Annotated in this window: 24 protein-coding genes and 1 riboswitch; of the genes, 13 read left to right on the forward strand and 11 right to left on the reverse strand. The window is 73.3% G+C overall.

Going from position 1 to position 25,763, the window contains the following annotated elements:
- Nucleotides 1-12 precede the first annotated feature (12 nt).
- The 7 genes from Q7L73_RS04510 to Q7L73_RS04540 form a co-directional block, all read right to left on the reverse strand.
- Entirely contained in the window at nt 13-969 is a 957-nt protein-coding gene (locus tag Q7L73_RS04510; RefSeq protein WP_304693827.1) for a carbohydrate ABC transporter permease, read from the reverse strand.
- A 17-nt stretch (nt 970-986) separates the two neighbouring features.
- Entirely contained in the window at nt 987-2,336 is a 1,350-nt protein-coding gene (locus tag Q7L73_RS04515; protein ID WP_304693825.1) for an ABC transporter substrate-binding protein, read from the reverse strand.
- A gap of 308 nt (nt 2,337-2,644) precedes the next feature.
- Nucleotides 2,645-4,183: a carboxyl transferase domain-containing protein gene (locus tag Q7L73_RS04520; RefSeq protein ID WP_304693823.1), complete on the reverse strand. Its 1,539-nt coding sequence runs from the start codon at nt 4,181-4,183 to the stop codon at nt 2,645-2,647.
- Nucleotides 4,180-6,174 (reverse strand): biotin carboxylase N-terminal domain-containing protein, encoded by a 1,995-nt coding sequence (locus Q7L73_RS04525; protein WP_304693821.1) that lies wholly within the window; start codon nt 6,172-6,174, stop codon nt 4,180-4,182. The genes Q7L73_RS04520 and Q7L73_RS04525 overlap by 4 nt, the downstream gene beginning before the upstream one ends.
- Nucleotides 6,167-7,111, reverse strand: a complete 945-nt coding sequence (locus Q7L73_RS04530) for a hydroxymethylglutaryl-CoA lyase (protein ID WP_370552443.1) — start codon at nt 7,109-7,111, stop codon at nt 6,167-6,169. Before Q7L73_RS04530 ends, Q7L73_RS04525 begins: the two co-directional genes overlap by 8 nt.
- Nucleotides 7,112-7,129: 18 nt before the next feature.
- Nucleotides 7,130-8,278 (reverse strand): acyl-CoA dehydrogenase family protein, encoded by a 1,149-nt coding sequence (locus tag Q7L73_RS04535; protein WP_304693818.1) that lies wholly within the window; start codon nt 8,276-8,278, stop codon nt 7,130-7,132.
- 66 nt (nt 8,279-8,344) lie between these two features.
- Nucleotides 8,345-8,971, reverse strand: a complete 627-nt coding sequence (locus Q7L73_RS04540; protein ID WP_304693817.1) for a hypothetical protein — start codon at nt 8,969-8,971, stop codon at nt 8,345-8,347.
- A gap of 172 nt (nt 8,972-9,143) precedes the next feature.
- Here Q7L73_RS04540 and Q7L73_RS04545 point away from each other — a divergent pair, with 172 nt between their 5' ends.
- From Q7L73_RS04545 to Q7L73_RS04585, 9 genes are all read left to right on the forward strand, one after another.
- Nucleotides 9,144-9,758: a TetR/AcrR family transcriptional regulator gene (locus Q7L73_RS04545; protein WP_304693815.1), complete on the forward strand. Its 615-nt coding sequence runs from the start codon at nt 9,144-9,146 to the stop codon at nt 9,756-9,758.
- 78 nt (nt 9,759-9,836) lie between these two features.
- A complete protein-coding gene (locus Q7L73_RS04550) occupies nt 9,837-10,673 on the forward strand; it encodes a helix-turn-helix transcriptional regulator (RefSeq protein WP_304693813.1) in 837 nt (278 codons plus the stop codon).
- A 44-nt stretch (nt 10,674-10,717) separates the two neighbouring features.
- Nucleotides 10,718-11,398 carry a response regulator transcription factor gene (locus tag Q7L73_RS04555; protein WP_304693811.1) on the forward strand — a complete coding sequence of 227 codons (681 nt, stop codon included), beginning with the start codon at nt 10,718-10,720 and terminating at the stop codon, nt 11,396-11,398.
- Entirely contained in the window at nt 11,395-12,810 is a 1,416-nt protein-coding gene (locus Q7L73_RS04560) for a HAMP domain-containing sensor histidine kinase (protein ID WP_304693809.1), read from the forward strand. The genes Q7L73_RS04555 and Q7L73_RS04560 overlap by 4 nt, the downstream gene beginning before the upstream one ends.
- A gap of 75 nt (nt 12,811-12,885) precedes the next feature.
- Entirely contained in the window at nt 12,886-13,404 is a 519-nt protein-coding gene (locus tag Q7L73_RS04565; protein ID WP_304693807.1) for a hypothetical protein, read from the forward strand.
- A gap of 2 nt (nt 13,405-13,406) precedes the next feature.
- A complete protein-coding gene (locus Q7L73_RS04570; protein WP_304715499.1) occupies nt 13,407-14,867 on the forward strand; it encodes a peptidoglycan-binding protein in 1,461 nt (486 codons plus the stop codon).
- Nucleotides 14,864-15,607, forward strand: a complete 744-nt coding sequence (locus Q7L73_RS04575; RefSeq protein WP_304691520.1) for an ABC transporter ATP-binding protein — start codon at nt 14,864-14,866, stop codon at nt 15,605-15,607. The genes Q7L73_RS04570 and Q7L73_RS04575 overlap by 4 nt, the downstream gene beginning before the upstream one ends.
- Entirely contained in the window at nt 15,604-16,869 is a 1,266-nt protein-coding gene (locus Q7L73_RS04580) for an ABC transporter permease (protein ID WP_304691519.1), read from the forward strand. The genes Q7L73_RS04575 and Q7L73_RS04580 overlap by 4 nt, the downstream gene beginning before the upstream one ends.
- Before the next feature lie 95 nt (nt 16,870-16,964).
- A riboswitch (cyclic di-AMP (ydaO/yuaA leader) is annotated at nt 16,965-17,127 on the forward strand.
- A gap of 8 nt (nt 17,128-17,135) precedes the next feature.
- Nucleotides 17,136-18,500: a peptidoglycan-binding protein gene (locus tag Q7L73_RS04585; protein WP_304691518.1), complete on the forward strand. Its 1,365-nt coding sequence runs from the start codon at nt 17,136-17,138 to the stop codon at nt 18,498-18,500.
- Here the strand turns inward: Q7L73_RS04585 and Q7L73_RS04590 are convergent.
- Nucleotides 18,497-19,276, reverse strand: a complete 780-nt coding sequence (locus tag Q7L73_RS04590) for a hypothetical protein (protein ID WP_304691517.1) — start codon at nt 19,274-19,276, stop codon at nt 18,497-18,499. The two genes, Q7L73_RS04585 and Q7L73_RS04590, sit on opposite strands and share 4 nt — an antisense overlap.
- Before the next feature lie 63 nt (nt 19,277-19,339).
- Here Q7L73_RS04590 and Q7L73_RS04595 point away from each other — a divergent pair, with 63 nt between their 5' ends.
- Nucleotides 19,340-20,485 carry a M20/M25/M40 family metallo-hydrolase gene (locus tag Q7L73_RS04595; RefSeq protein WP_304691516.1) on the forward strand — a complete coding sequence of 382 codons (1,146 nt, stop codon included), beginning with the start codon at nt 19,340-19,342 and terminating at the stop codon, nt 20,483-20,485.
- A 64-nt stretch (nt 20,486-20,549) separates the two neighbouring features.
- Entirely contained in the window at nt 20,550-20,906 is a 357-nt protein-coding gene (locus Q7L73_RS04600) for a hypothetical protein (protein WP_304691515.1), read from the forward strand.
- A gap of 202 nt (nt 20,907-21,108) precedes the next feature.
- Here the strand turns inward: Q7L73_RS04600 and Q7L73_RS04605 are convergent, their stop codons facing one another.
- Both Q7L73_RS04605 and Q7L73_RS04610 read right to left on the reverse strand, forming a co-directional pair.
- Nucleotides 21,109-21,951, reverse strand: coding sequence for an ABC transporter permease (locus tag Q7L73_RS04605; RefSeq protein WP_304691514.1), 843 nt, complete (start codon nt 21,949-21,951; stop codon nt 21,109-21,111).
- Nucleotides 21,948-23,021, reverse strand: a complete 1,074-nt coding sequence (locus Q7L73_RS04610) for an ATP-binding cassette domain-containing protein (protein ID WP_304691512.1) — start codon at nt 23,019-23,021, stop codon at nt 21,948-21,950. Before Q7L73_RS04610 ends, Q7L73_RS04605 begins: the two co-directional genes overlap by 4 nt.
- A gap of 31 nt (nt 23,022-23,052) precedes the next feature.
- On the opposite strand from Q7L73_RS04610, the gene Q7L73_RS04615 reads away from it, so the two are divergent.
- Together Q7L73_RS04615 and Q7L73_RS04620 are read left to right on the forward strand one after the other, a co-directional pair.
- Nucleotides 23,053-23,817 (forward strand): TetR/AcrR family transcriptional regulator, encoded by a 765-nt coding sequence (locus tag Q7L73_RS04615; protein ID WP_304691510.1) that lies wholly within the window; start codon nt 23,053-23,055, stop codon nt 23,815-23,817.
- An 82-nt stretch (nt 23,818-23,899) separates the two neighbouring features.
- Complete coding sequence (locus Q7L73_RS04620; protein ID WP_304691509.1) at nt 23,900-25,417, forward strand: MFS transporter; 1,518 nt, start codon at nt 23,900-23,902, stop codon at nt 25,415-25,417.
- On the opposite strand, the gene Q7L73_RS04625 is transcribed toward Q7L73_RS04620, so the two are convergent.
- Nucleotides 25,414-25,752, reverse strand: coding sequence for a hypothetical protein (locus Q7L73_RS04625; protein ID WP_304691507.1), 339 nt, complete (start codon nt 25,750-25,752; stop codon nt 25,414-25,416). The two genes, Q7L73_RS04620 and Q7L73_RS04625, sit on opposite strands and share 4 nt — an antisense overlap.
- Between the last annotated feature and the right edge of the window lie 11 nt (nt 25,753-25,763).

A 25,763-nucleotide genomic window follows, 5' to 3' on the forward strand; every position in this document is an offset into this window, starting at 1 on the left:
TGCGAGAAGCCATCAGTTCACTTCCTTCTTGCGCATCCACATCACCAGCGGCACGGCCGAGACGACGATCAGGACCGCGACGGTGAGGCTGAGCGCGCTCGCCGGGCCGAAGAACGACTGGCCCCACTGCAGGCGCATCGCGATGTTGAGCGTCGTCGTGTGGTCGCCGGGCCCGCCGGCGGTCGTCGGCGCGATCACGTCGTAGGCCATCAGCGCGATCGCGAGCGTGACGGCGACGTTGAAGGTCAGGGCCGGCGCCAGCATCCGCAGGCGGATCCGCCAGAAGCGCGTCCAGGCGTTGGCGCCGTCGATCATCGCTGCCTCCAGCATCTCCTTCGGGATCGCCTTCAGGCCGGCGATGTAGACGAGCGTGATCAGCCCGCTCCACTTCCACGCCTCGATCAGCGCGACGGCCGGCAGGGCGGTCGTCGGGTCGCCCAGCCAGGCCGTGTCGACCGTGCCGGGGAGCAGGAACGAGAGCATGCCGTTGATCGGCCCGTTGCTCGCCAGCATGCCCTTCCAGATGTAGCCGGCGGCGAGCGGCGAGATCAGCACCGGCACGAAGAAGAGCGAGCGGAAGATCGTGTTGATCCGCGTCGTCTGCTCCAGCAGCAGCGCCAGCGAGAGGCTGATGCCGATCGCGAAGACGAGCATGAAGCCGGCGTACATCAGCGTGGTGCGAACGGCCGGCCAGAAGATCTCCTGGTCGATCAGCGTGCGGAAGTTGTCGACCCCGTTGAAGCCGATCTCCTCCGAGAAGCCGCTCCAGTCCGAGAAGGCGAAGCCGGCGTTGAGCAGGAAGGGAAGCGCGAAGAAGACCGCGACGAGCACCACCGCGGGCAGCGCGAAGAACGGCCAGTGGCCCCCCGCCCGCGGCGACTTGCGTCGCCGCGGGCCGGGCTGCTCCGACGCGCGCACCGCGGTCTGCTCCGGTGCGCCCGTCGCCTGGGTCAGCGTGGTGCTCGCCACGACGTCGAGTCCCCCGCCTACCAGCCTTCGAGCTTCGCGGCCTTCGCCGCCTGCTCGACAGCCTTCTGCGTCTGCTCCGAGATCTGCTCAGGCTCGACCTGACCGATCAGGAGCTTGTTGATCAGCACCATCACGCCGCCGACGCCGGGCACGTCAGCCGCGTAGGCGATGTTGGCCGGGCCTCTGTCGTAGGAGGCCTTGACCTCTCTCGCGAGCGCCGAGACGCCCTCAGGCTCCGGCGTGCCCTCGATCACCGGGAACGCTCTGGCCGACGCGATGTATCTGCCATAGCCTCTGCCGGTGACGTAGCGGATGAACTCCAGCGCCGCCGCCTCGCGGTCGGCGTCGCCCGTTCTCGGCAGGTAGTACGAGCCGATCGGGCTGGGGATGTAGGTCGCCGCCGGCGACTCGCCGCCGACCGCGAAGAAGCCGATCGATCCGTCGACCTTGGCGGCGTCGCCGCCGGCCGCAGCGACCATCGCGGCGATCATGTCGGAGTGGAGCGCGACCATCGCGACTCTGCCCTCGACCAGCCCTCTGACGGAGTTCTCGACCGTCGCCGAGGCGGCGTCTCTGTTGAAGCAGCCGTCGTCTCTGAGCTGCTTGTACGTCTCCATCGCTCTCGTGAACGGCGAGCCGTCGTCGTCCAGGTGCGCTCTGTTGCTGCGCAGCTCCTGGCCCCACGTGTTGTCGGGGTTGGCGTCGCCCATCAGCAGCGTCGGCAGCACCTGCACCGGCCACTGCGAGCCGCCGGACTCGGCGATCGGCACGACGCCGGGCGTTCTCGCGAGGATCGTTCTGCAGGCCTCGATCAGCTCGGCCGCGTTGGTCGGCGGCGTGTCGATCCCCGCTCTCGCGAAGACGTCCTTGTTGTAGAAGATGCCGAAGACCTGCGGGAAGCCGATGACGGCGCCGTAGGTCTTGCCGTCGACCGTCGCGGCGCTTCTGTAGAGGTCGCCCGACTTCGCGATGTACGCCTCGCCGCTGAGGTCGCGCAGGTTCGCTCTCGGGTTGAGCGCGAGCAGGTTGGTGACGGTCGGGTGGTACTCGAGCACGTCGGGACGCGAGCCCGAGGCCCATCTCGTCAGCGTCGTGTCCTCGAAGCCGGCGGACGGGTTGGCGATCGCCTCCAGCTTGATGCCGGTGTCGGCCTCGAAGTCCTTGTACAGCTGTCTCAGCGCGGGCGGATCGGCGCTGTTGTGCCACAGCGTGATCTTCGTCCCCGGCTTCGCCCCCGTCGTGGCGCTCGCCGAGCTCGAGGTCGAGCTTCCCTCCGACGAGTCGTCACTGCTCCCGCATGCCGTCACCGCGAATGCGGCAGCGACCAGCAGCACGGCCGTGATGACCGCGCGCAGCATCCAACGCATGCCTCTCCTCCATCTCTCCTCTTGATGAGCGACTCGATCCGCGCGACCTGTGCGTTTTCGTGATCGAGTTCGGGAGAGTACACAGCAAAACATCCCCCAAGTCAAGGGAAAATCGCCCGAATTCGCGCCGAAATGACCATCTCCGTGCGGTTTTCACGGTGAAGTTTTGATGATCGAGTTTAAAGTTTCGCTGATCGAGTGCTCAGCGAAACCGGATCCAGCCCCCGAACGCCCCCGCGAACAGCGAGATACCCGCCGAGGCGGGCATCTCGAACCAGCTCTGGACGGCCGCGCCGAGGCGCGGCGCGTTACATCCGGAAGATGCCGTAGCCGGGGTCGGCGAGCGGGGCGTTGGCGCAGGCGGCCAGCGCGGCGGCGAGCACGTTGCGGGTCTGGCGCGGGTCGATCACGCCGTCGTCCCAGAGGCGGGCGGTCGCGTAGTAGGGGCTGCCCTGGCGCTCGTACTGCTCCTTCAAGCGCGCGCCGACCTCGGGCTGACCGACCTCGGTCATCACGGCCGCGGCCTGCTCGCCGCCCATCACCGAGATGCGCGCGTTCGGCCACATCCACAGGAAGCGGGGCGAGTAGGCGCGGCCGCACATGCCGTAGTTGCCGGCGCCGTAGGAGCCGCCGGCGATCACCGTCAGCTTCGGCACGCGCGCGCAGGAGACGGCGGTGACGAGCTTGGCGCCGTCCTTCGCGATCCCGCCGGCCTCGTAGTCGCGGCCGACCATGAAGCCGGCGACGTTCTGCACGAACAGCAGCGGGATCCCGCGCCGGTCGCACAGCTCGACGAAGTGGGCGCCCTTCAGCGACGACTCGCTGAACAGCACGCCGTTGTTGGCGATCACGCCGACCGGGTGGCCGTCCAGATGCGCGAAGGCGCAGACGAGCGTCGTCCCGTACAGCTCCTTGAACTCCTGCAGCTCGCCGCCGTCGACGATCCGCCGCAGCGCCTCGCGCACGTCGTAGGGCGTGCGGGGGTCGAGCGGGACGATCTCCAGCAGGCCGTCGGGGTCATCGGCGTGGGCCGGCGGGCGCGGCGCGATCCGCTCCCAGGGCGGCGCCGCGAGGCCGCCGCCGGGCGGTTGCGGCAGCGTCCGCACGACGTCGCGGATCCGCTGCAGGGCGTCCGCGTCGTCGTGCGCGAGATGGTCGACGACGCCGGAGGTGCGGGCGTGGACGTCGCCGCCGCCCAGCTCCTCGGCGGTCACCTCCTCGCCGGTCGCCGCCTTCACCAGCGGCGGGCCGCCGAGGAAGATCGTCCCCTGGTTGCGGACGATCACGGTCTCGTCGCTCATCGCCGGCACGTACGCGCCGCCGGCCGTGCACGAGCCCATCACGGCGGAGATCTGCGCGATCCCCCGCTTCGACATGTTCGCCTGGTTGAAGAAGATCCGGCCGAAGTGGTCGCGGTCGGGGAAGACCTCGTCCTGCAGCGGCAGGAAGGCGCCGCCGGAGTCGACCAGGTAGACGCACGGCAGGTGGTTCTCGGCCGCGACCTCCTGCGCCCGCAGATGCTTCTTGACCGTCAGCGGGAAGTAGGTGCCGCCCTTCACGGTCGCGTCGTTGGCGACGACCATGCAGCGGCGCCCGTGGATCACGCCGACGCCCGCGACGACGCCCGCGCCGGGCGCGTCGTCGTCGTAGAGGCCCTCGGCGGCGAGCGGCGCCAGCTCCAGGAACGGCGCGCCGGGATCGCACAGCCGCTCGACCCGCTCGCGCGCCGGCAGCTTGCCGCGCGCGACGTGGCGCTCGGTCGCCTTCGCCCCGCCGCCGGCGCGCACGCGCGCCAGCCGCTGCTGCAGCTCGGCGATCAGCTCCAGATGACCCTCGCGATGGCTCATCTCTCCTCCTCCGCGTGGACCTGCGCGAGCAGCTCTCTGAGCGCGACCTTGTCGCCCGGCTTGACCGCCAGCCCCGTCACCACACCGGCGTGCGGCGCCGTCACCGACAGCTCCATCTTCATCGACTCCAGCACGATCAGCACGTCGCCCTCGGCGACGACGTCGCCGTCGCGCACGTTGACGAGCAGGACCGTGCCCGGCATCGGCGCCGAGAGCGCGTCGCCGGCGGCGCTGAGATCGCCGCTCGCGGCCCGCGCCGGCAGCAGCTCCAGCTGGTGACCGTCGGCGCCGATCCAGAGCGTGCCGTCCTCGCCCGCGGCGAAGACGCACGCTCGCGCGACGCCGTCGAGCACGACCTCGACGGTCTCCTCGCCGAGCCGTCGCGCGCTGCCCTCCCAGGCGACCGCGCCGACGCTGACGCGGCTGCCGGCGATCGTCAGCTCGACCGCGTCGCCGCCGATCGCGACGCGCCGCCGCCAGCTGCCGGCGGCGCCGTCGGAGCGCCAGCCGAGCGGCACGCTGGTGGTGCGCGCGAGCGCCTCGGCGTCGAGCAGCGCGAGCGTCAGCGCCGCGGCGGCGATCAGCTCGGCCGGCGGCGCGACGGCCGCGGCGCCGCCGTCGGCCAGCACGCGTTCGAGCAGGCCGGTGTCGAGCTCGCCGGCGCGCACGTCGGGCCGCGCCAGCAGGCTCGCGCTGAAGGCGGCGTTGGTGCTCACGCCGAGCAGCTCCAGCTCGCCGAGCGCCCGTTCGAGCCGGCCGATCGCGGTCGCGCGGTCGGGCCCGTGGGCGATCAGCTTCGCGATCATCGGGTCGTAGCTCGTCGTCACCGCGACGCCGTCGGCGAGCGCGTGGTCGACGCGGATCCCCTCGCCGCGCGGCGCGCGCCAGTGCCGCACGACGCCGGTCGACGGCAGGAAGCCGGCGGCCGGGTCCTCGGCGTAGAGACGCGCCTCGACCGCGTGGCCGCGCGGCGTCAGGCCACCCTGGTGCAGCGTCAGCTCGGCGCCGGCCGCGACCCGCAGCTGCTGCTCGACAAGGTCGACGCCGTAGACCAGCTCCGTCACCGGATGCTCGACCTGCAGGCGCGTGTTCATCTCGAGGAAGTAGAAGTCGTCCGGCAGCACGCCGTTCTCGGCCGCCGGCACGATCAGCTCGACGGTGCCGGCGCCGACGTAGCCGCAGGCGCGCGCGAGCGCGACCGCCGCCGCGCCCATCTCGGCCCGCCACGCGGGGTCGACGACCGGCGAGGGCGCCTCCTCGACGACCTTCTGGTGGCGCCGCTGGAGCGAGCACTCGCGCTCGCCGAGGTGGACGACGGCGCCGTGGCTGTCGGCCAGCACCTGCACCTCGATGTGGCGCGGCCGTTCGAGGTAGCGCTCGACCAGCACGCGCTCGTCGCCGAAGGCGGCCGCCGCCTCGCGCCGCGCGGCCGCCAGCGCGCCCGCCAGCTCCGCCTCCGCGCGCACGACGCGCATCCCCTTGCCGCCGCCGCCAGCGACCGCCTTCACGACGACGGGATAGCCGTGCTCGGCGCAGAAGCCGGCGATCTGGTCCTGGCTGAGGTCGACGCCCTCGATCCCGGGCACGACCGGCACCTCCGCCTGGCGCGCGAGCTGCTTCGCCTGCGCCTTGTCGCCCATCAGCTCGATCGCGGCCGGCGGCGGGCCGATCCAGATGAGGCCGGCGTCGATCGCCGCCTCCGCGAACGCGGCGCTCTCGGCGAGGAAGCCGTAGCCGGGGTGGACGGCGCGGGCGCCGGTCGCCCGCGCGGCCGCCAGCAGCGCGTCGATCGAGAGGTAGGAGGAGCGTGCGTCGGCGGGGCCGATGCGGACGGCGGCGTCGGCCGCGCGCACGTGCGGGGCGCCGGCGTCGGCGTCGCTGAAGACGGCGACCGAGCGCAGCCCGAGCCGCCGCAGCGTGCTGCAGATGCGGACGGCGATCTCGCCGCGGTTGGCGACGAGGACGGGGGCGAGCGAGTCGAGCTCAGGCATGCGCGTGCCATTCGACGGGTCCGGCGGTCAGGACGTGCGCGCCGAGCGGCCGCCCGAGCTGCTCCTGCACCGAGCGCGAGGCGACCAGCAGCCTGCCGAGGTCGATCCCGGTCTCGATCCCCATCTCGTGCAGCATCGAGACGAGATCCTCGCTGGCGACGTTGCCGGTGGGGATGCGCGGGGGTGGGTGGGCGGGGTCTGATTCCGGGCAGCCGCCGAGCTCGCCGAAGCTCGCCTCGAAGCTGGTGACGCCGGCGTCGAGCGCGGCGAGCGCGTTCGCGAGCCCCTGGCCGCGCGTGTTGTGGAAGTGGGCGGTCAGCTCCGCGCCCGGCAGCGCCTGCGCCCAGCGCGGGAAGAGGCTGCGCACCTGCGCCGGGTTGGCCATCCCGGTCGTGTCGCCGAAGGCGATCTCCTCGCAGCCGGCGACGACCAGCGCCTCCGCCAGCTCGGCCACCCGCGCCGGGTCGACGCGGCCCTCGTAGGGGCAGCCGAAGGCGGTCGCGATCGTCCCCTGGCAGCGCAGCCCCTCGGCCCGCGCCCGCTCCACGACGCGTGTCACGCCCGCGAGCGAGTCGGCGACCGGGCGGTTGACGTTGCGGCGGTTGTGCGTCTCGCTGGCGGAGAGGAAGACGTTGACCTCGTCGAAGCGGTCGCGCAGCTGCAGCGCCGCGTCGAGCCCGCGTTCGTTCGGGATCAGCACCGAGACCGAGACCGCATCCGGCAGCCTGATCGCGCGCAGCACCTCGGCCGCGTCGGCGAGCTGCGGGATCGCGTCGGCACGCACGAACGAGGTCGCCTCCAGCCGCGTCACGCCGGCCGCCGCGAGCCGCTCGATCAGCGCGACCTTGACCGCGGTCGGGATCGTCTCCGGCTCGTTCTGGAAGCCGTCGCGCGGGCCGACCTCGCGCAGGTGGACACGGTCCGGGAGCATCGCCATCCGCCTCTCGCGCCCCGCCTACGCGCCGAGCGCGCGGGCGATCACCAGCTGCTGGACCTCGTCGGTCCCCTCGCCGATCGTGAGGATCTTCGCGTCGCGGTAGAAGCGGCAGACCGGGTACTCCTCGATGTAGCCGTAGCCCCCGTGGATCTGGACCGCCTCCTCGGAGCAGCGGACGGCGAGCCGGCCGGTCTTCAGCTTCGCCTGCGCGGCGGTGAGCGAGAAGTCGCGCCCCTGGTCCTTCTGGAAGGCGGCGTGGCGGACGAGCAGCCGCGCCGCCTCGATCTCGGTCGCCATGTCGGCGAGCTTCGCCTGGATCGACTGGAATCTCGAGATCGACTGGCCGAACGCCTGCCGCTCCTTCGCGTACTTGAGCGCCTCGTCGAGCGCGCCCTGGGCGAGGCCGACGCCCATCGCCGCGACGCCGATGCGGCCGATGTCGAGCACGCGCAGGAACTGCTTGAAGCCGGCGCCGCGCGGGCCGACGAGATGGTCGCCGGGGACGCGGCAGTCCGTGAAGGTGAGCGGGCGCGTGTCCGACGCGTTCCAGCCCATCTTGCGGTACGGCGTGCCCTGCTCGTAGCCGGGCGTGCCGTTGGGCACGAGGATGTTCGAGATCTCCTTGCGGCCGCGCGCGTCGATGTCGGTGACCGCGGTGATCACGACGCAGCCCGAGATCTCGGTGCCGGCGTTGGTGATGAACTGCTTGGCGCCGTTGATGACCCAGTCGCCTCTGTCGAGCGTCACGCGCGTCTGCACGTTGCCGGCGTCGGAGCCGGCCTCGGGCTCGGTCAGGCCGAAGGCGCCGAGCTTCTCGCCGGCGGTCAGCTGCGGCAGCCAGTCGCGCTTCTGCTCCCCGCTCCCGAACAGGTAGATCGGCTGCGTGCCGAGCGAGGTGTGCGCGCAGAGCGTGATCGCGACCGACGAGTCGACCCGCGCCAGCTCCTCGACGACGATCGCGTACGCCATCGTGTCCGCCCCCGCGCCCCCGACCTCCTCGGGGAACGGGATCCCCATCAGGTTCAGCTCCCCGAGCCGTCTCACCAGCTCGTAGGGGAACGCCTTGGTGCGGTCGAGCTCCTCCGCGACAGGCGCGATCTCCTGCTCGGCGAACTCGCGCACCGTGCTGCGCAGCAGCCGGTGGTCGTCTGAGAGGTCGAAGTCCATGGCCGGGCACGATACCGAACGGCCATTCGGATTTCGAGCGGACGCTCGGTGTGGCAGCTTGCTGCCTCACGGCCGGCGCGCGACCAGACGCTCGACCGGCGCCACCGTCCGCAGCCACTCGTCAGCGTCCTGGTCGATCCAGCGGGCGAGCGCGAAGATCTCCGCCACAGCGCTGCCGGCGTCGACGTCGAGCAGACAGTCGTGATGGGCGATCCTGTTCCGCAGGCGCTGCAACCGCCGCAGCACCGTTGCAACCGCCTCCCGCGACGGGCGTTCATGTGGGAATGCGGCATGCAGACGGTCACGCCACAGTTCGTCGTAGCGACGGCCGAGCAGCGCGACCCAGAAGCCGAACGACAGCCCGGCGACAACTCGATCACGCGTGATCTCCTGCTCGGAAGGCAACCGCTCGACGGCGCCGACGACCTGCCTGACCGCCCACGGGCGCAGGACCTCGAAGTCGAGCACCCACGTCGCCGCCAACGGCGCTTGCGGTTGCCCTGCCCCGAGACATGCGTCGATCGCGTTCCGCAAGAGCAGCTCGCTCCAGTGGATGAGTGAGAACAGCTCAGTGCTTAATTCCAGGTGCCAGTTGTACAGCGCAACAGCTCTCGTGTGATCGCCGCCCGCGGCATCACGAAAGCGGCCGAATCGCCCTTCCGAAAGCCATCTGATCGCTTGCTCCTGATCCATCGGACAGGTACGCTAATGGTCCACGCCCCGTTCCCGCCTCTGACTTCGCCAGAAGTTACGCGGCCGGGGCGGTGTCGTTAAGAAGTGGTTGCAAAGCGCGCGTCTGCTGTTGCATTTGCACCGAGGGGGCGTTCGGTTTTTGGGGCGGGCGGCGGTATCGTGAGGCGCGACGATGGTCACGCCCCCGACACGACCGGCGCTGCGGCGCCGCTATGACGCCAAGCGCGAGGCGGTCGTGGAGGCGGCGGCGGAGCTGTTCGCCGAGCGCGGCTACCACGCGACGACGATGCAGGATCTGACCGAGGCGACGGGGCTGACGGCCGGCGGGCTGTACCACTACATCGGCTCCAAGGAGCAGTTGCTGATCGCGATCTGCGACGCGCTGATGGAGCCGCTGCTGGAGCGGGTCGACGCGCTCGACCTCGACGCGCTCGCGCCCGAGCAGGCGCTGCGGGCGCTCGTCGGCGCGTGGGTCGAGCAGGTCGCCAGCCACCGCCAGCACATGATCGTCTTCCTGCAGGAGCGGCATGTGATCGAGCGCGAGCCGCAGTGGAGACACGTCGCCGGCAGCCGCAAGCGGTTCGAGCGCATGCTGGAGCAGACGCTGGAGCGGGTCGAGCGCGACGGCGCCCGCTTCGGCGACCGCCGGCTGACGACCTTCGCGCTGCTCGGCATGGTCAACCACCTGCCGCAGTGGTACCGCCCCCGCGGCCGCCTCTCCACCGGCGAGATCGCGCGCGGCTTCTGCGACATGGTGCTCGGCCCGGCGCCGGCCGATCCGCAGTAGGGCGACGGCGGCCGCGCGGCGGCAGCATTACCTGCCAGGTAAGCGACGCGCCGCACGCGGCGAGCTAAGGTCGCCGCCATGGCGAGCACCGCGATCACCCAGGACATCCGCGCCGGCGTCGGGCCGCTGCTGCGCGACTGGCGTCGCCGGCGGCGGCTGAGCCAGCTCGATCTCGCGCTCGAGGCCGGCATCTCGGCCCGCCACCTCAGCTTCGTCGAGACCGGCCGCTCGAAGCCGAGCGCCGAGATGGTGCTGCGGCTGGCCGAGCAGCTCGACGTGCCGCTGCGCGAGCGCAACCAGCTGCTGCTCGCCGGCGGCTGGGCGCCCGCCTACGAGGAGCGCGACCTGGAGGCGCCCGAGCTGGCGCCGGTCCACGACGCGATCCAGCGGGTGCTCGACGGCCACGACCCCTACCCGGCGCTCGTCGTCGACCGCCACTGGAACCTCGTCGCGGCCAACCACAGCGTCGCGCTCCTGACCGCCGGCGTCGCGCCGGAGCTGCTGCGTCCGCCGCTCAACGCGATGCGGCTCGCGCTCCACCCCGGCGGCCTCGCGCCGCGGATCGTCAACCACGGCGAGTGGCGCGCGCACCTGCTGGAGCGGCTCGCGCGACAGGTCGCGGTCACGGGCGACAGCGGGCTGCAGGCGCTGCTGGAGGAGGTCGTCGCCCACCCCGCGCCCGGCGGCGACGACGAGGGCGACGCCGCCGCCCCGCCCGCGCCCTCCGGCCACGACCTCGCCGGCCGCATCGCGGTGCCGCTGCGGCTGCGGATCGACGGCGGCGAGCTGCAGCTGATCTCGATCGTCTCGACCTTCGGCACCGCGACCGACGTGACCGTCGCGGAGCTGTCGATCGAGGCATTCTTCCCGGCCGACGAGCAGACCGCCGCGCTGCTGCGCGCACGGGCGGCGTAGCCCGCTCACGTCCTCTTCATGTTGGCGCCGTACGCTCGCCGCCGATGCGAGTGATGGTCGTCGACGACGAGCCGGCGATGCGCGAGGCGCTGGAGCTGGCGCTGCGGCTGGACGGCTTCGAGGTGCAGCTCGCGACCGACGGGCGCGACGCGATCCGCCAGCTGCCGAGCGCGCGGCCCGACGTCGTCCTGCTCGACGTGCTGATGCCGGAGCTGGACGGGATCGAGGTCTGCCGCCGGATGCGCGACGCCGGCGACCGCACGCCCGTGCTGATGCTGACCGCCCGCGACGAGGTCGACGACCGCGTCGCGGGGCTGGAGGCGGGCGCCGACGACTACCTCGCCAAGCCGTTCGCGCTGCCGGAGCTGCTGGCGCGGCTGAAGGCGCTGCTGCGGCGCACCGGCTGGGCCGAGAACGCCGAGCTGCTGCGCTTCGACGACCTCGAGCTCGATCCCGCCGCCTGCGAGGCGTCGCGCGACGGGGAGCTGCTGACGCTGACGCGGACCGAGTTCGTGCTGCTGGAGCTGTTCCTGCGCCACCCGCGCCAGGTGCTGTCGCGGACGCAGATCGTCGAGCACGTGTGGGGCTACGACTTCGGCCCGACCTCGAACTCGATCGACGTCTACGTCGGCTACCTGCGGCGCAAGACCGAGGCCGGTGGCGGCGAGCGGCTGCTGCACACCGTGCGCGGCGTCGGCTACGTGCTGCGGCAGTCGCGCAGATGAGCTTCCGGCGGCGGATCGTGGTGCTCGTCGCCGCGGCCGTCGCGGTCGCGATCGTCGGCGCGTCGGCGCTGATCTACGTCGTCATGCGCAGCGAGCTGACGAGCGGCCTCGACGAGCGCCTCCAGACGCAGGCGCCGAGAGTGATCTTCGCCGCCAGAGGGATGGCGCCCGTCTCCCCCGCCAGCCCGCTGCGACAGGGCGTGAGACGCACCCGGTCGGACTTCAGACGGACCGTGCTCAGCACCGACGACGGCTCGATCGGCGAGGCGATGGGCGTGCTCGTGCCCGGCCCGCTCGGCGCCTCGGGCACCGTCGCGCAGCTCGTCAAGCGCGACGGCGCGGTGGTCGGCGGGCTCGCCGGCGGTCCGGCGCTGCCGCTGAGCGACAGAACGTTCGCGGTCGCCGCCGGCAGAGCGGACTCGTTCTACTCCGACGCGACCGTCGACGGCGTCGAGGTGCGGATGCTGACCGTCAAGGCGCCGGACGGCTCGGCGCTGACGGTCGCCGAGTCGCGCTCGAACGTCGACGACGCGCTCCACCGCCTGCTGGCGATCCTCGCCGGCGTCAGCGGCGCAGGCGTCGCCGCCGCGGCCGGGCTCGGCGTGCTCGTCTCGCGACGGGCGCTGACGCCGGTCGTCGCGCTGACCGACGCGACCGCGCACGTCGCCGCGACGCAGGACCTCAGCCGCCGCCTCGAGACGGGCGGATCGACCGACGAGCTGGCGCGCCTGGCCGGCAGCTTCAACACGATGCTGGCCGCGCTCGACGGCGCCCGCAGCGCGCAGCGGCAGCTCGTCGCCGACGCCTCGCACGAGCTGCGCACGCCGCTGACGGCGGTGCGGACCTCGATCGAGGCGCTTGCCGGCGCGCCCGACCTGCCGGCCGGCGAGCGCGCCCGCGTGCTGGCCGCGACGCAGGCGCAGCTGGAGGACCTCAGCCTGCTGATCGGCGACCTCGTCGACCTCGCGCGGCCGGCCGCGCCCGCCGAGGAGCTGGAGGAGGTGCGGCTCGACCTGCTGGTCGAGGAGCAGGTGCAGCGCGCCCGCCGCCACGCGCCGGGCGCCGAGTTCGAGCTCGACGCCCGCGCGAGCGTCGTGCAGGCGGTGCCGGCGCGACTGCACCGCGCGGTCGCGAACCTGCTCGACAACGCCGTCAAGCACGGCGACGGGCGCGTCGAGGTCGCGGTCGGCGCCGGCGAGGTGAGCGTGCGCGACCGCGGGCCCGGGTTCGCGCAGGAGGACCTGCCGCACGTCTTCGACCGCTTCTACCGCGCCCGCAGAGCGCGCGGCCTGCCCGGCTCCGGCCTCGGGCTGGCGATCGTGCGGCAGGTGGCGGAGGCGCACGGCGGCAGCGTGCGGGCCGAGACGGCCGCCGGCGGCGGCGCGCGGCTGGTCCTCTCACTGCCCTCCTAAACGGCTCTCACCGGTCCTTCACGCGGCGGAAGTTCGATGGCTGCAGTGCCAATCGGACCCCGGAGGAGATCGCCCGTGACCAGACCGTTTCGCCCCGTCCCGCCGCTGCTCGCGCTGCTGTGCGCGACGGTCGCGCTCGCCGCCTGCGGCTCGGGCTCCGGCTCGGGAGACGGCGGCAAGAGCGACGAGGAGCAGCGGCTCGCCTACGTCGACTGCCTGCGCGACGAGGGGATCGACGTCGTCAGCAGCGGCAGAGGAATCGGCATACGAATGGGCCAGGTCGGGAGAGCGGAGAGCGGCCCGCGGATGGACGACAGCAGAAGAGCGTTCGACACCTGCCGCAAGAAGACCGGCTGGGCGCCGCCGGAGCCGACCGAGGCGCAGCAGCAGGAGATGCAGCAGAGAGGGCTCGCATTCGCGCGCTGCATGCGCGAGCACGGCGCCGACGTGCCCGATCCGGCGGCCGACGGCAGAATGACGCTCAGAGTCGACCGCGGCAACAGTGCCGTCTTCGAGCGGGCGCAGAGAGCGTGCGGCAGAGTCTTCGGCGGCGGCAGCTTCGCGCCGGCGGCGACGGCCACGCCGGCCGGGTGAGCATGCGCGTGCGGCCGCGCGACGAGCGGGGCGGGGCGGCCGCGGGCGAGCAGCCGGCGGCGGGCGGCCGCTCGCGTCGCTGGGCGCTGGTCGCGCTGCCGGTCGCCGGCCTCGGGGCGCTGGCGGCGGTCGTCGTCGCCAGCGGGGTCGGCGGCGGCGCGGGCGGGTCGGGCGCGAGCGGCGGCGGTGGAGGCGTGCGCGGGAGCGAGCGCGTCGCGCGGCGGACGCTGGTCGACAGCGCGACCGTCGACGGCACGCTCGGCTACGGCTCCAGCCGGCCCGCGCTCGACCGCCGCGGCGGCACGCTCACCTGGCTGCCGCGCACGGGCGCGACGATCCACCCCGGCGAGCGGATCTTCGCGGTCGACGGCGACCCGGTGATCCTGCTCGACGGCACGACCCCGGCATGGCGGACGATGAAGGTCGGCGACGAGGGCGCCGACGTGCTCCAGCTCGAGCGCAACCTCGCCGCGCTCGGCCACGACCCGGGCACGGTCGACGACGAGTACACCGCCGCGACGGCGGCGGCCGTGCGCGCCTGGCAGGACGACTGGGGGATGGCGGAGAGCGGCCGCGTGGAGCTGGGCGACGTCGTCTTCCTGCCCGGCGCGCGGCGGGTCTCGAAGCTGACCGGCACGCTCGGCGAGTCGGGCGGCGGCGGCGGAAACGCGCCCGCGAGCTGGGACGGCGGTCAGCTTCAGACCTCATTCGCCACCGACACCGCGCCCACAGGAACAGTTCCTGCCACCACCGTTCCGACCACGCCAGAGACGACCCCGCAAACGACGCCGACCACGCCTCAGACGCAGGCGACGACGCCGCAGACCCAGCCGCAGACGAGAACGGAGCCGCAGACGCAGACGCAGCCATCCGCGCGAACGACGCCAGAGACCCAGCCGAGCGATCGGGACGGAGGCCGCACGCCCGCCGGCTCCGGCCCCGCAGACAGCGACTCGGGCGACGGGAGCGGCGGCGGCTCCAACCCGGGCACCGAGGTGCTGCAGACGACCGCGACGCGGCGGGTCGTGACCGCGCAGGTCGACGCGGCCGACCAGACGCTGGCGCGCGTCGGCGCGCGGGCGACGGTGGAGCTGCCGGGCGGCAGGCGGCTGGCGGGGCGGATCGTCAAGGTCGGCACGGTCGCGAGCGGCGGCGGCGCGCCCGGCGAAGGCGACGCGGACCCGACCGTGCCGGTCACGATCAGGCTGCGCTCCGAGCGCGGCGCCGGCCGGCTCGACCAGGCGCCGGTGATCGTCGAGCTGGCGCGCGAGACCCGCCGCAACGTGCTCGCGGTGCCGGTGACGGCGCTGATCGCGCGGGCAGGCGGCGGCTACGCCGTCAGCGTCGTGCGCGGCGGCAGAGCGCACGACGTGCCGGTCCAGCCGGGCCTCTTCGCCGACGGCTACGTCGAGCTGACCGGCGGCGGCGTGCGCGCCGGCGACCGCGTCCAGGTGCCGCGATGACGGGCCTTCGCCGCCCGTCCGCGACGCCCGCCGCCGCCGACGCGCCGCCGCGCCCGCGCCACGCCGGCGACGCCCGCGCGAGCGCCTGGCCCGTGCTGGAGCTGGACGACGTCACGAAGCGGTACCCGGGCGTGACCGCGCTCGACCGCGTCTCGCTGCGGATCGAGGCCGGCGAGCTGCTCGCGATCGTCGGGCCGTCCGGCTCGGGCAAGTCGACGCTGCTGCAGATCATGGGCACGCTCGACCGGCCGACCAGCGGCCGCGTGCTGATCGAAGGGCGCGACGCCGCCGAATGCGACGACGGCGAGCTGGCCGCGCTGCGCGCCCGCCGGATCGGCTTCGTCTTCCAGCAGTTCTTCCTGCTCGACGGCGCCAGCGCGCTCGACAACGTCGCCGACGGGCTGCTCTACAGCGGCATGCCGCGGCGGCGCCGGCGCGAGCAGGCGCGCGCCGCGCTCGAACGGGTCGGCCTCGCGCGGCGCGCCGGCCATCTGCCGTCGCAGCTGTCGGGCGGCGAGCGTCAGCGGGTCGGGATCGCGCGGGCGATCGTCGCGCGGCCGGCGATCGTGCTCGCCGACGAGCCGACCGGCGCGCTCGACACGGCTCGCGGCGCCGAGATCGTCGCGCTGCTGCGGGAGCTGAACGACGGCGGCACGACGATCGCCGTGATCACCCACGACCGCGAGATCGCGGCGAGCCTGCCGCGCCAGGTCGCCGTCCGCGACGGGAGGCTGACATGAGCGCTCGCGGCGACGCCGCCCGCGTGCCGGGCAGACGCGGGCGGCGTCGCGGCGAGCGCGACGGCGGCCGGCGCAGCGGCGACCAGCGCAGCCGCCTGCTCCCCGCCGACGCCCTCCGCCTCGGCGCCCACGGGCTGACGGCCCGCCGCGCCCGCGCGCTGCTGAGCGCGCTCGGGGTCGCGATCGGCGTCGCGGCGATGGTCGCCGTGCTCGGCGTCGGCGAGTCGAGCCGCACGCGCGTGCTCGACGAGCTGAGAGCGCTCGGCACGAACCTGCTGACGGTCGGCCCCGGGCAGAGCTTCTTCGGCGACGAGGTGACGCTCCCCGCGACGGCCGCCCCGTCGCTGCGCGGCCTCCCGACCGTGCTGCAGGCGGCCGGCACGACGAGCATCGACCAGCCGGTGCTGCTGAACGACCGCATCCCGGCCGGGGAGACCGGCGGGATCCAGCTGCTGGCGGCCGAGGCGAACCTGCTCGGCGTCGTCGGCGGCAGCCTCAGAAGCGGCCGCTTCCTCGACGGCGCGCTCGTGCGCTACCCGGCGGTCGTGCTCGGCGCGGTGACGGCGAAGCGGCTCGGGATCGACAGGCCCGGCCAGTCGCTCTTCGTCGGCGGCCGCTGGATGACGATCGCCGGGATCCTGCGCAAGGTGCCGCTCGTGCCCGAGCTGGATGCGGCCGCGCTGATCGGCTACCCGGTCGCCCACCGGCTCTTCGGCACGACCCGCAGCGCCTCGAAGCTGTACGTCCGCGCCGACCCCGGCGCGGTCGTCGCGACGCGGCGGCTGCTGGCGCCCGCGGTCGATCCCGAGGCGCCCGAAGAGGTCGCCGTCAGCCGCCCCTCCGACGCGCTCGCCGCGCAGGCCGCGACCGAGGACGCGCTGACGGCGCTGCTGCTCGGGCTCGGCTCGGTCGCGCTGCTGGTCGGCGGGATCGGGATCGCGAACGTGATGGTGATCGCGGTGCTGGAGCGGCGGCGCGAGATCGGGCTGCGGCGGGCGCTCGGCGCGGCCCGCCGCCACATCGCGATCCAGTTCCTCTGCGAGGCGCTGCTGCTGTCCGGGCTGGGCGGCCTGATGGGCGTGCTGCTCGGCGCCGGCGGCACCGCGATCTACGCCGCGACGCAGGACGTGCGCGCCGTGATCCCGCCGCTGGCGGTCGCCGGCGGGCTCGTCGCGGCGCTGCTGATGGGCGCGGTCGCGGGCCTCTATCCTGCGCTGCGCGCGACCCGTCTGTCGCCGACAGAAGCCCTGCGTACGGGCTGAAACGGCCTTTGTGACAATCGGCTCAACTGCACGGATGCATGCACGCTGCAACGTCCCTTGCAGCGTGCAGGAAACGGCCTGGTAGGTTCCGACGCCGTTACATAGAGCCGAATCGCGGGTCCACCTGGACCGGCGAGCGGGGGACCCAATTGGTCTGACAGGACCGGGGGCGAATCGTCGCGCCAGCGACGTAGCGCGGCCGCGCAAAGCGGTCTTGCGAGCCCGTCAGCTCACCTCGTAGGCCTTGAGACAGGAGCACCGAAGCTGTGAACCAGGAGCAGCGCGATCTCGCGCTCGATGATCTCTGGGCGAAGTCGCTCGAACGGTCGCTTGCGCGGCGCGGCGCACGACCCCGCACGTCCGCGGCGCTGGCGCGTCTGAAGCCGCGTGACCTGTCCGATCCCGAGCATTTCCTCGACTCCCTCAGCGTCGCCCAACGGCGCCGCGAGGCGGCCGCGTCGCAGTCGAAGCTGCCCGCCCCGGCGGCACGCGGCCTGTCGCTGACGGCGCTGCTGGCCGTCACCGCCGGCCCCGCCGTCGGCACGACCGTCGCACTCACCGGCACCGCCTCGGCGGCGACCGTCGTCGAGCGCGGCGACAGGGGCCGCGACGTGAAGAAGCTGCAGAACGCGCTCGGCGTCCACGCCGACGGCATCTTCGGCCCTGGCACGAAGAAGGCGCTGCGCAAGTTCCAGGCGCGCCACCACCTGCACGTCGACGGCGTCGCCGGCGCGGCGACCTGGTCGGCGCTGAAGCGGTCGCAGGCGAACACCGCCTCGGCCAGCTCGAAGAAGGTCGTCGCCGGCGGCAAGGCGAAGATCATCGGCCACAGCGTGCGCGCGGTTCAGCGCGAGCTGGGCGTCGCCGCCGACGGGGTCTTCGGGCCCCAGTCGCTGAAGGCGCTGAAGTCGTTCCAGCGCGAGCACGGGCTCGCGGCCGACGGCGTCGTCGGCCCGGCCACCTGGCGCGCGATGGCGCGCGACAGCGATCACGGCAAGGGCGCGAGCAGCGGCAGGCGCACGACCGCCCGCGCGGCCGTCAAGACCGAGGGCTCCGGCGTCGAGGCGCTGCAGCGCGCGCTCGGCATCGGCGCCGACGGCGACTTCGGCCCGGCGACCGAGAAGGCGCTCAAGCGCTGGCAGGCGAGCAAGGGCCTCGAGGCCGACGGCATCGCCGGTCCGGCGACGCGCTCGGCGCTCGGCCTCGGCGACGGCCCCGTGCTCAAGCGCGGCGGCAAGGAGGGCGGCGGCAACGACCGCGGCGGCTCCTGGGCCGACCAGAAGATCGCGGCGATGGTCGCGGCCGGCAACCGCATACAGTCGACTCCGTACATCTACGGCGGCGGCCACGGCTCGTTCGAGGACAGCGGCTACGACTGCTCCGGCTCGGTCTCCTACGTGCTGCACGGCGCCGGCCTGCTCGACTCGCCGCTCGCCTCGGGCGGCTTCACGAGCTGGGGCGAGCCCGGTCCCGGCAAGCGCGTGACGATCTACGCCAACGCCGGCCACGCCTACATGGTGATCGACGGCAGACGGTTCGACACGAGCGGCGCGAGCGCGGCCGGCACCCGCTGGCAGGCGGACGACCGCTCCAGCGCCGGCTACGTCGCCGTCCACCCCGCCGGGCTCTAGTCAGACGACTCTCTCGACGCGATCGGCGGGGCCACGTCGGGCTCCGACGGCTTGCCGCCGATCGCGTTGAGGAAGCGGCGCTGGAAGCGCGCGCCGCGCGTGTTCGGCCCGTAGCGCTCGCGCGCGCGAGCCAGCTTCTGCTCGTCGTATCTGCTGCGCGCCCACGGCGAGGTCGGCGTCGCCAGCCGCAGCGCCGCCCACAGGCCGGTCAGGAACGGCACGAAGATCGCCAGCATCCCCAGCAGCAGCCGCCCCTTCCAGAAGGCGAAGCCGGCCAGCAGCAGCGTGATCGCGAACCAGGCCGCGGTGCCGAGGATCGAGCCGGCCTCGTCGAGGCCGTAGGGGTTGACGCCGAGCACGACCAGGCCGGCGAAGACGGTCGCGAGCACGACCGCGTCGAGCGAGGCGCGACCCTGCTCGCTCCAGTAGACGTCCTGCAGCCGCACCCACAGCGCGAACTCGTCGAGCGTGAAGCCGGCGCCGACGCCGAAGACGATCGAGAGGATCTGCCACCACGGCGCCTCCAGGTCGGTCGCGAAGGCGGCGAAGCCGGAGACGAGGATCATCACGATCCCCCACACGAGGTGGTGGAGATGGACGCCGCCCTCGGTCTCGACGCCGCCCGGCCACCACGAGACGCTGCGCGTCAGCCGCGCGCTCGTGCGGATGAAGCCGAACGAGCAGAGGAAGGCGAGCAGCACGAGGAAGGCCGACTCGCGCCCTGGTTCGGCGTGCGTCTGGAAGAGGTCGAGCGTGAACAGCGCGGCGGAGGGCATACGGCGACCGTTCTTCGGCGGCGGCGGCGCACGTCCTGCCTCACGGGCTAGGGTGAAGGCGGCATGGACGCATGGGTTCGACAGCAGGCGCAGCGGATCGCGGCGCGCGCGGAGCGCGATCTCGAGGCGCTCGTCGCCGTCTCCTCGCCCTCGGGCGACCGCCACGGCGCGGAGGACTGCGTCGCGGTCGTGCGCGCGCTCGCGCCCGACAGCGCGACGCTGGAGCGGATCCCCTGCTCCTCGCGCGACCACGCCGACGACGTCGTCGTGCGGCTGCGCGGCGACGGCAGCGGCCGGCTGCTGCTGCTCGGCCACCTCGACACGGTCGTCCCGCACGAGCGCCACGCCCCGCTGCAGCGCGACGACGAGCGGCTGGTCGGCTCCGGCAGCGTCGACATGAAGGGCGGCGACGTGCTCGCGCTCGGGCTGCTGCGGGCGCTGGCGGAGGGCGGCGCGGGCGCGCCGTCGTTCGCGGAGGTCGCGCTGCTGCTGGTCGTCGACGAGGAGTGGCGCAAGGGTCCGATGGTCCACGTCGAGCGCTTCGCCGGCTGGGACGGCTGCCTCTGCTTCGAGGCCGGCGAGCTGGCGCCCGACGGCAGCGACGCGGTGATCGTCAGACGCAAGGCGGCCGGCACGCTGAGCGTGCGCGCGAGAGGCGTCGCGGCGCACGCGGGGGCGGCGCCCGACAAGGGCCGCAACGCGCTGCTGGCGCTCGCCGCGACGGCACAGGCCGTCGCCGCCGCGCACGCGCCGAGCGGGCCCGACCGCCTCACCGCGGTGCCGACGACGCTCCACTCCGGCGACGCCTTCAACGTCGTGCCCGACGACGGCGAGCTGATCTGCGACCTCCGCTCCGACCGCACCGACGCCTTCTTCGAGCTGCGCGACGCGCTCCCGCGCGAGCACGGCGGCGTCGTGCTGGAGGCGCAGCTGGCGCGCGTCTGGCCGGCGATGGACGCGCGCGCGGCGACGGCGCCGCTGCTGGCGGAGGCGGGCACGCTGCTCGGCCGCCCGCTGACCGCCGCCGGCCGCGGCGGCGCCAGCGACGCCAGCCATATGGCGCCGGCCGTCCCCTTCACCGTCGACGGCCTCGGCCCGCGCGGCGGGCGCGCGCACGCGCCCGGCGAGTTCGTGCTGGAGGCGTCGCTGCGACCGCGCGCGGAAGTGGCGCTGGCGCTGGCGGCCGCGGTGCTGGCGCACGCCGGCTGAGCAGCGCCGACGCGCCAGCGGTCGTGTGCGGGGCAGCCGCTGCGGCGCGGGGTATCCTCGCGACATGCCCGATCTCGGAGACCCGATCAGCTACCTCGTGCTGCAGGCCGGCGCGCACGTCTACGACCCGGCCGGCGAGCATCTCGGAACGGTCGAGCACGTGCTCGGCGACAGCAGCGTCGACATCTTCGACGGGCTCGTGATCGACACCCGCGTCGGCCCCGGCGGCCACCGCTTCGCCGACGCCGACCAGGTCGACGAGATCTACGAGCGCGGCGTCGTGCTGAAGGTCGGCGCCGACGGCCTCCACGACCCCGAGCCGGGCCCGGCCGTGCTCGACGCCGAGCCCGGCGACGCGAACCAGTCCGCGCTGTCGCGGAAGCTGCGACGTGCCTGGGACTACATCAGCGGCAACTACTGATCCGGCACCGGCCTCGCCGGCGTCGTCGTCTCGCTGTGCGAGGAGACGGCGGCGCGAGTCACGGGGAACGTCGTCCGCATGAGGTGAGCGCCGCGCGCCGCGTGACCGCGCTGCAGCGCTCCGGAGAACGCCGCCCATCCAGACCCGCGGACGCGATTCGTGCCCGCGGGTCCAGATTTCGGTGGGGCGCTCACGGAGCGACCTACCCGGAGGTGCGGGCGAGGAACCGCCGCACCGTCAGCGGGATCGTGACGGCGAGGATCACGAGGCACCAGATCGTCGCCGCCAGCACCGGATGGGCGAGCGGCCAGGCCGGGTCGTCGGGCAGGCCGGTCGGATTGCCGAACAGCGTCCGCGCCGCGACCGCCATCGCCGAGACCGGGTTCCACTCCGCCACCTGGCGCAGCCCGTCGGGCAGGCCGCCGATCGGCACGAAGACGCTGGAGATGAAGGTCAGCGGGAAGATGCCCATGAAGGCGATGCCGGCGACCGCGTCGGGCGAGCGCGCGACCGTGCCGACGAACGTCCCGAGCCACAGCATCGCGATCCCGAACAGGAACAGCAGGCCGTAGCCGGCGAGCGCGTCGAGGAAGCCGCCGTGGATCCGCCAGCCGACGACGACGCCGGTGATGCTGAGGATCGTGATCGCGAGCGTCATCGCGGCGAACTCGGCGACCATGTGCCCGCCGAGGTAGGCGGTGCGCGAGGTCGGCAGCGAGCGGACGCGGTCGACGAAGCCCTCGCCGAGGTCGGTCGCGATCGCGGTGCCGGGGCCCATCATGCCGAAGGCGAGCGACTGCACGAGGATGCCGCCGACGAGGTACTCGCGGTAGGAGCCGCCGCCGGGGATCCCGATCACGCCGCCGAAGACGAACGCGAACAGCAGCACGAACATGACCGGCTGCAGCGTCACGTCGAGCAGCTTCTCGGGGATCTGGCGGACGTGCGCGAGGTTGCGGCGGGCCAGCGTGAGGCTGTCGGAGATCAGCCAGCGGGCGCGCTGGGCGCCGCTGTCCGGGCTCGGGGGTGTGGCGACGGCGCTCATGCCGCGGCCTCCGTTCTCGTTCCGGTGAGGGTCAGGAAGACGTCGTCGAGCGTCGCGTCGCGGCGGTGGACGTCCTTCGCGTCGACGCCGGCGGCGTCGAGCCCGCGCACGACCTCGACGAGGCGCGTGCCGGAGCGGACGGCGGCGGTGACGAGCGGGCCCTCCTCCTCGTCACCGCCGCCGCTGCTCTGCGTCACGGGTCCGTCGGCGAACGGCTCCAGCGCCGCGGCGGCCGCCGCGAGATCGCTCGCGGAGCTGACGGAGACGGCGATCCGCTCGCCGCCGATGCGGGCCTTCAGCTCGGTCGGCGTGCCCTCGGCGGCGACGCGGCCGTGGTCGAGCACGACGATCTGGTCGGCGAGGCGGTCGGCCTCCTCCAGATACTGCGTCGTCAGCACGAGCGTCGCGCCGTCGCGCACCAGCTCGCGCAGCAGCTCCCACAGGTCGTTGCGGCTGGCGGGGTCGAGGCCGGTCGTCGGCTCGTCGAGGAACAGCACCGGCGGCTTCGCGACGAGGCTGGCGGCGAGGTCGATCCGGCGCCGCATGCCGCCGGAGAAGGTTCTGACGAGCCGGTCGGCCTCGGCGGCCAGGCCGACGCGCTCCAGCAGCTCGTCGCTGCGCTGCTTGATGACCGCCTTCGGCAGGTGGTACAGCGAGCCGATCAGCTCGAGGTTGGCGCGCGCGCTCAGCAGCCCGTCGACAGTCGCGTCCTGGGCGGCGACGCCGATCCGGCTGCGGACCAGCTGCGGCTCGGCGACGACGTCGTGGCCGGCGACGCGGGCGCTGCCGGCGGTCGGCTTCGCGAGCGTCGTGAGGATGCGGATCGCGGTCGTCTTGCCGGCGCCGTTGTGGCCGAGCAGGCCGAGCACGCTGCCGGCGGGGACCTGCAGGTCGAGCTCGCGCAACGCCCACAGGTCGCCGTAGCGCTTGCCGAGCCCCTCGGCGACGACGCCGGCTGCGGCAGCGCCCGGCGCGGCGCCGGCGGCTGCGCGCGAGGCGCTGCCGGCGGCGGCCGGCGGGGCGGCCCCCGGCGCGGTGTTGTTGGTACTGCGTACAGTGGATTCGTACATCGTACGAGCAAACTAGCAGTACACTGTACGAATGGCAACCGAGCCCGCCCTCCCGATCTGGCTGCGCCCCGAGCCGGGCACACGCAAGCCGCGCTTCACGCGCGATCAGATCGCCAGGACGGCGCTGGAGATCGCCGACGCGGAGGGGTTCGAGGCAGTCTCGATGCGGCGCGTCGCGAGCGAGCTGGGCGCCGGCACGATGACGCTCTACCACTACGTCGCGAACAAGGACGACCTGATCGCGCTGATGGACGACGCGCTGATGGGCGAGACGCTCGTGCCGGCCGACGAGCTGCCGCTCGACGACTGGCGCACGGCGCTGAGAAAGATCGCCCACAGCTCGCGCGAGACCTTCCGCCGGCACCCGTGGGCGCTCGACGCGCTCAGAGGCGCGCCGTTCGGCCCCAACGGCACGCGCCACGTCGATCAGTCGCTCTCCGCCGTCTCCTCGCTGCAGCTCGACCTCGCCGGCAAGATGGAGCTGCTGGCGATCGTCGACGACTACGTCTTCGGCTTCATCCTGCGCCAGCAGCACGGCGCCGAGGACGAGCGCGCCGAGCTGCAGGACCCCGACAACTACGAGGCGCTGTTCGACTACGCCGAGAGACTGCTGGCGACCGGCGAGTTCCCCCACCTGCGCACGCTGCTGGGCGAGGGCGACCGCCGCGCCGCCTGGAGAGAGCTGGCCGAGAGCTGGGGCGAGCAGCGCTTCGCCCACGGCCTCGAGCGGATGCTCGACGGGATCGAGCTGGACCTCAGGCGCCGCGGCGCGCTGCCGGACCAGCCGGCCGGCTGACGCGCGCGCAGACGCGCCTCCGTTTTCGTCTTCGCTCCAGCGGACACCTTTGGGGACGCCAGTCAGAGAGCGGAGGCCCGTCATGAGCAGCAGCGTGCAGGTCGGCACGATCAGAACGCAGATCCCGGCGCGGCTGGACCGCCTGCCGTGGTCCCGTTGGCATTGGCTGATCGTGATCGGGCTGGGGACCGTCTGGATCCTCGACGGGCTCGAGGTGACGATCGTCGGCAACGTCGCCGGCCGTCTGGCGGAGCCCGGCTCCGGGCTGGACATCAGCGCCGCGCAGATCTCCGGTCTCGCCGCCTCGCTGTACGTCGCCGGCGCCTGTCTGGGCGCGTTGTTCTTCGGCTGGCTGACCGACCGGCTCGGGCGCAAGAAGCTGTTCCTCGTCTCGCTCGCGGTCTACCTGTTCGCGACCGCGCTGACCGCGATCTCGATGGAGCCGTGGTGGTTCTTCGCCTGCCGCTTCCTGACCGGCTTCGGCATCGGCGGCGAGTACGCGGCGATCAACTCCGCGATCGACGAGCTGATCCCCAGCCGCGTGCGCGGCCGCGTCGACCTGATCATCAACGGCAGCTTCTGGATCGGCGCCTTCCTCGGCTCGTTCCTGGCGATCTTCTTCCTCGACGAGTCGATCTTCGCGGCGAACGTCGGCTGGCGGCTGACGTTCGCGCTCGGCGCGGTGCTGGCGGTCGTGATCCTGCTGGTGCGGCGGCACGTGCCGGAGAGCCCGCGCTGGCTGATGATCCACGGGCGCGAGAGAGAGGCCGAGGAGATCGTCGCCGAGGCCGAGCGGGTCGTGCGCGAGCAGACCGGCAGAGAGCTGCCCGAGCCCGAGGGCGAGATCACGATCCGCCAGCGCCACTCGATCGGCTTCGGCACGATCGCCAGAACGGTCTTCAAGCTCTACCCGAAGCGGACCGTGCTCGGCCTCTCGCTGTTCGTCGGCCAGGCGTTCCTCTACAACGCGATCACGTTCGGCTACGCGACGATCCTGATCACCTTCTTCGACGTGCCCTCGGGCGACACCGGCTACTACTACGCGGCGATCGCGGCCGGCAACTTCATCGGCCCGCTGACGCTCGGCCACCTCTTCGACACGCTCGGCCGCAAGGTGATGATCTCCAGCACCTACATCGTCTCCGGCGTGCTGCTGCTGGGCACGGCGGCGCTGTTCCAGGCCGATGCGCTGAACGCGACGACGATGACGCTCTGCTGGTGCGTCGTGCTGTTCTTCGCCTCGACCGGCGCCAGCTCCGCCTACCTGACGGTGAGCGAGGTCTTCCCGATGGAGACGCGCGCGATGGCGATCGCCTTCTTCTACGCGGTCGGCACCGCCGTCGGCGGCATCACCGGCCCGCAGGTCTTCTCACGCCTGACCGAGACGGGCGACGTCAGCGACACCGCCCTCGCGTTCGTCATAGGCGCCGTGCTGATGATCGCGGCCGGCGTCGTCGCGGCCTTCCTCGCGGTCAGAGCCGAGCGCCAGAGCCTGGAGAACATCGCCAAGCCGCTGACGGCCGAGGACGCCGAGGACGACAGCGCCGCGGCGTCGAAGAGACCGCCGGCGGCGCAGGGCCCGCGGCCGGCGACGGCCTAGCGGTCGCGCAGCTCGCGCGCCGTGCGTCTCGCGCGGCGCACGATCGGCGCGTGCTCGAGGCGCTGCAGCAGGCGCGGTCTCGGGACCGGCTGCTCGGCGACCTCGGCGGCGGTGATCGTGAGCGTCACCGCCCGCTCGGCGATGTGGCCGACCTCGGGCGCGTCGATGAACCGCTTCGTGCCGTCTCTGGCCGCGATCACGATCCCGTCGAAGATGTTCTCGCGCACGTTGTCCTGCACCCGCGCGACGGTGCCGACCTCGGCGCCGTCGCTGGAGCGGACGAGCGTGCCGCGCTTCAGCGCCTTGTACGCGATCGCGTGACCGTCGTCGTGCATCGGCCCATGGA

Origin of the sequence: Conexibacter sp. CPCC 205762 (assembly GCF_030646155.1) — a bacterium.
GTDB lineage: Bacteria > Actinomycetota > Thermoleophilia > Solirubrobacterales > Solirubrobacteraceae > Conexibacter.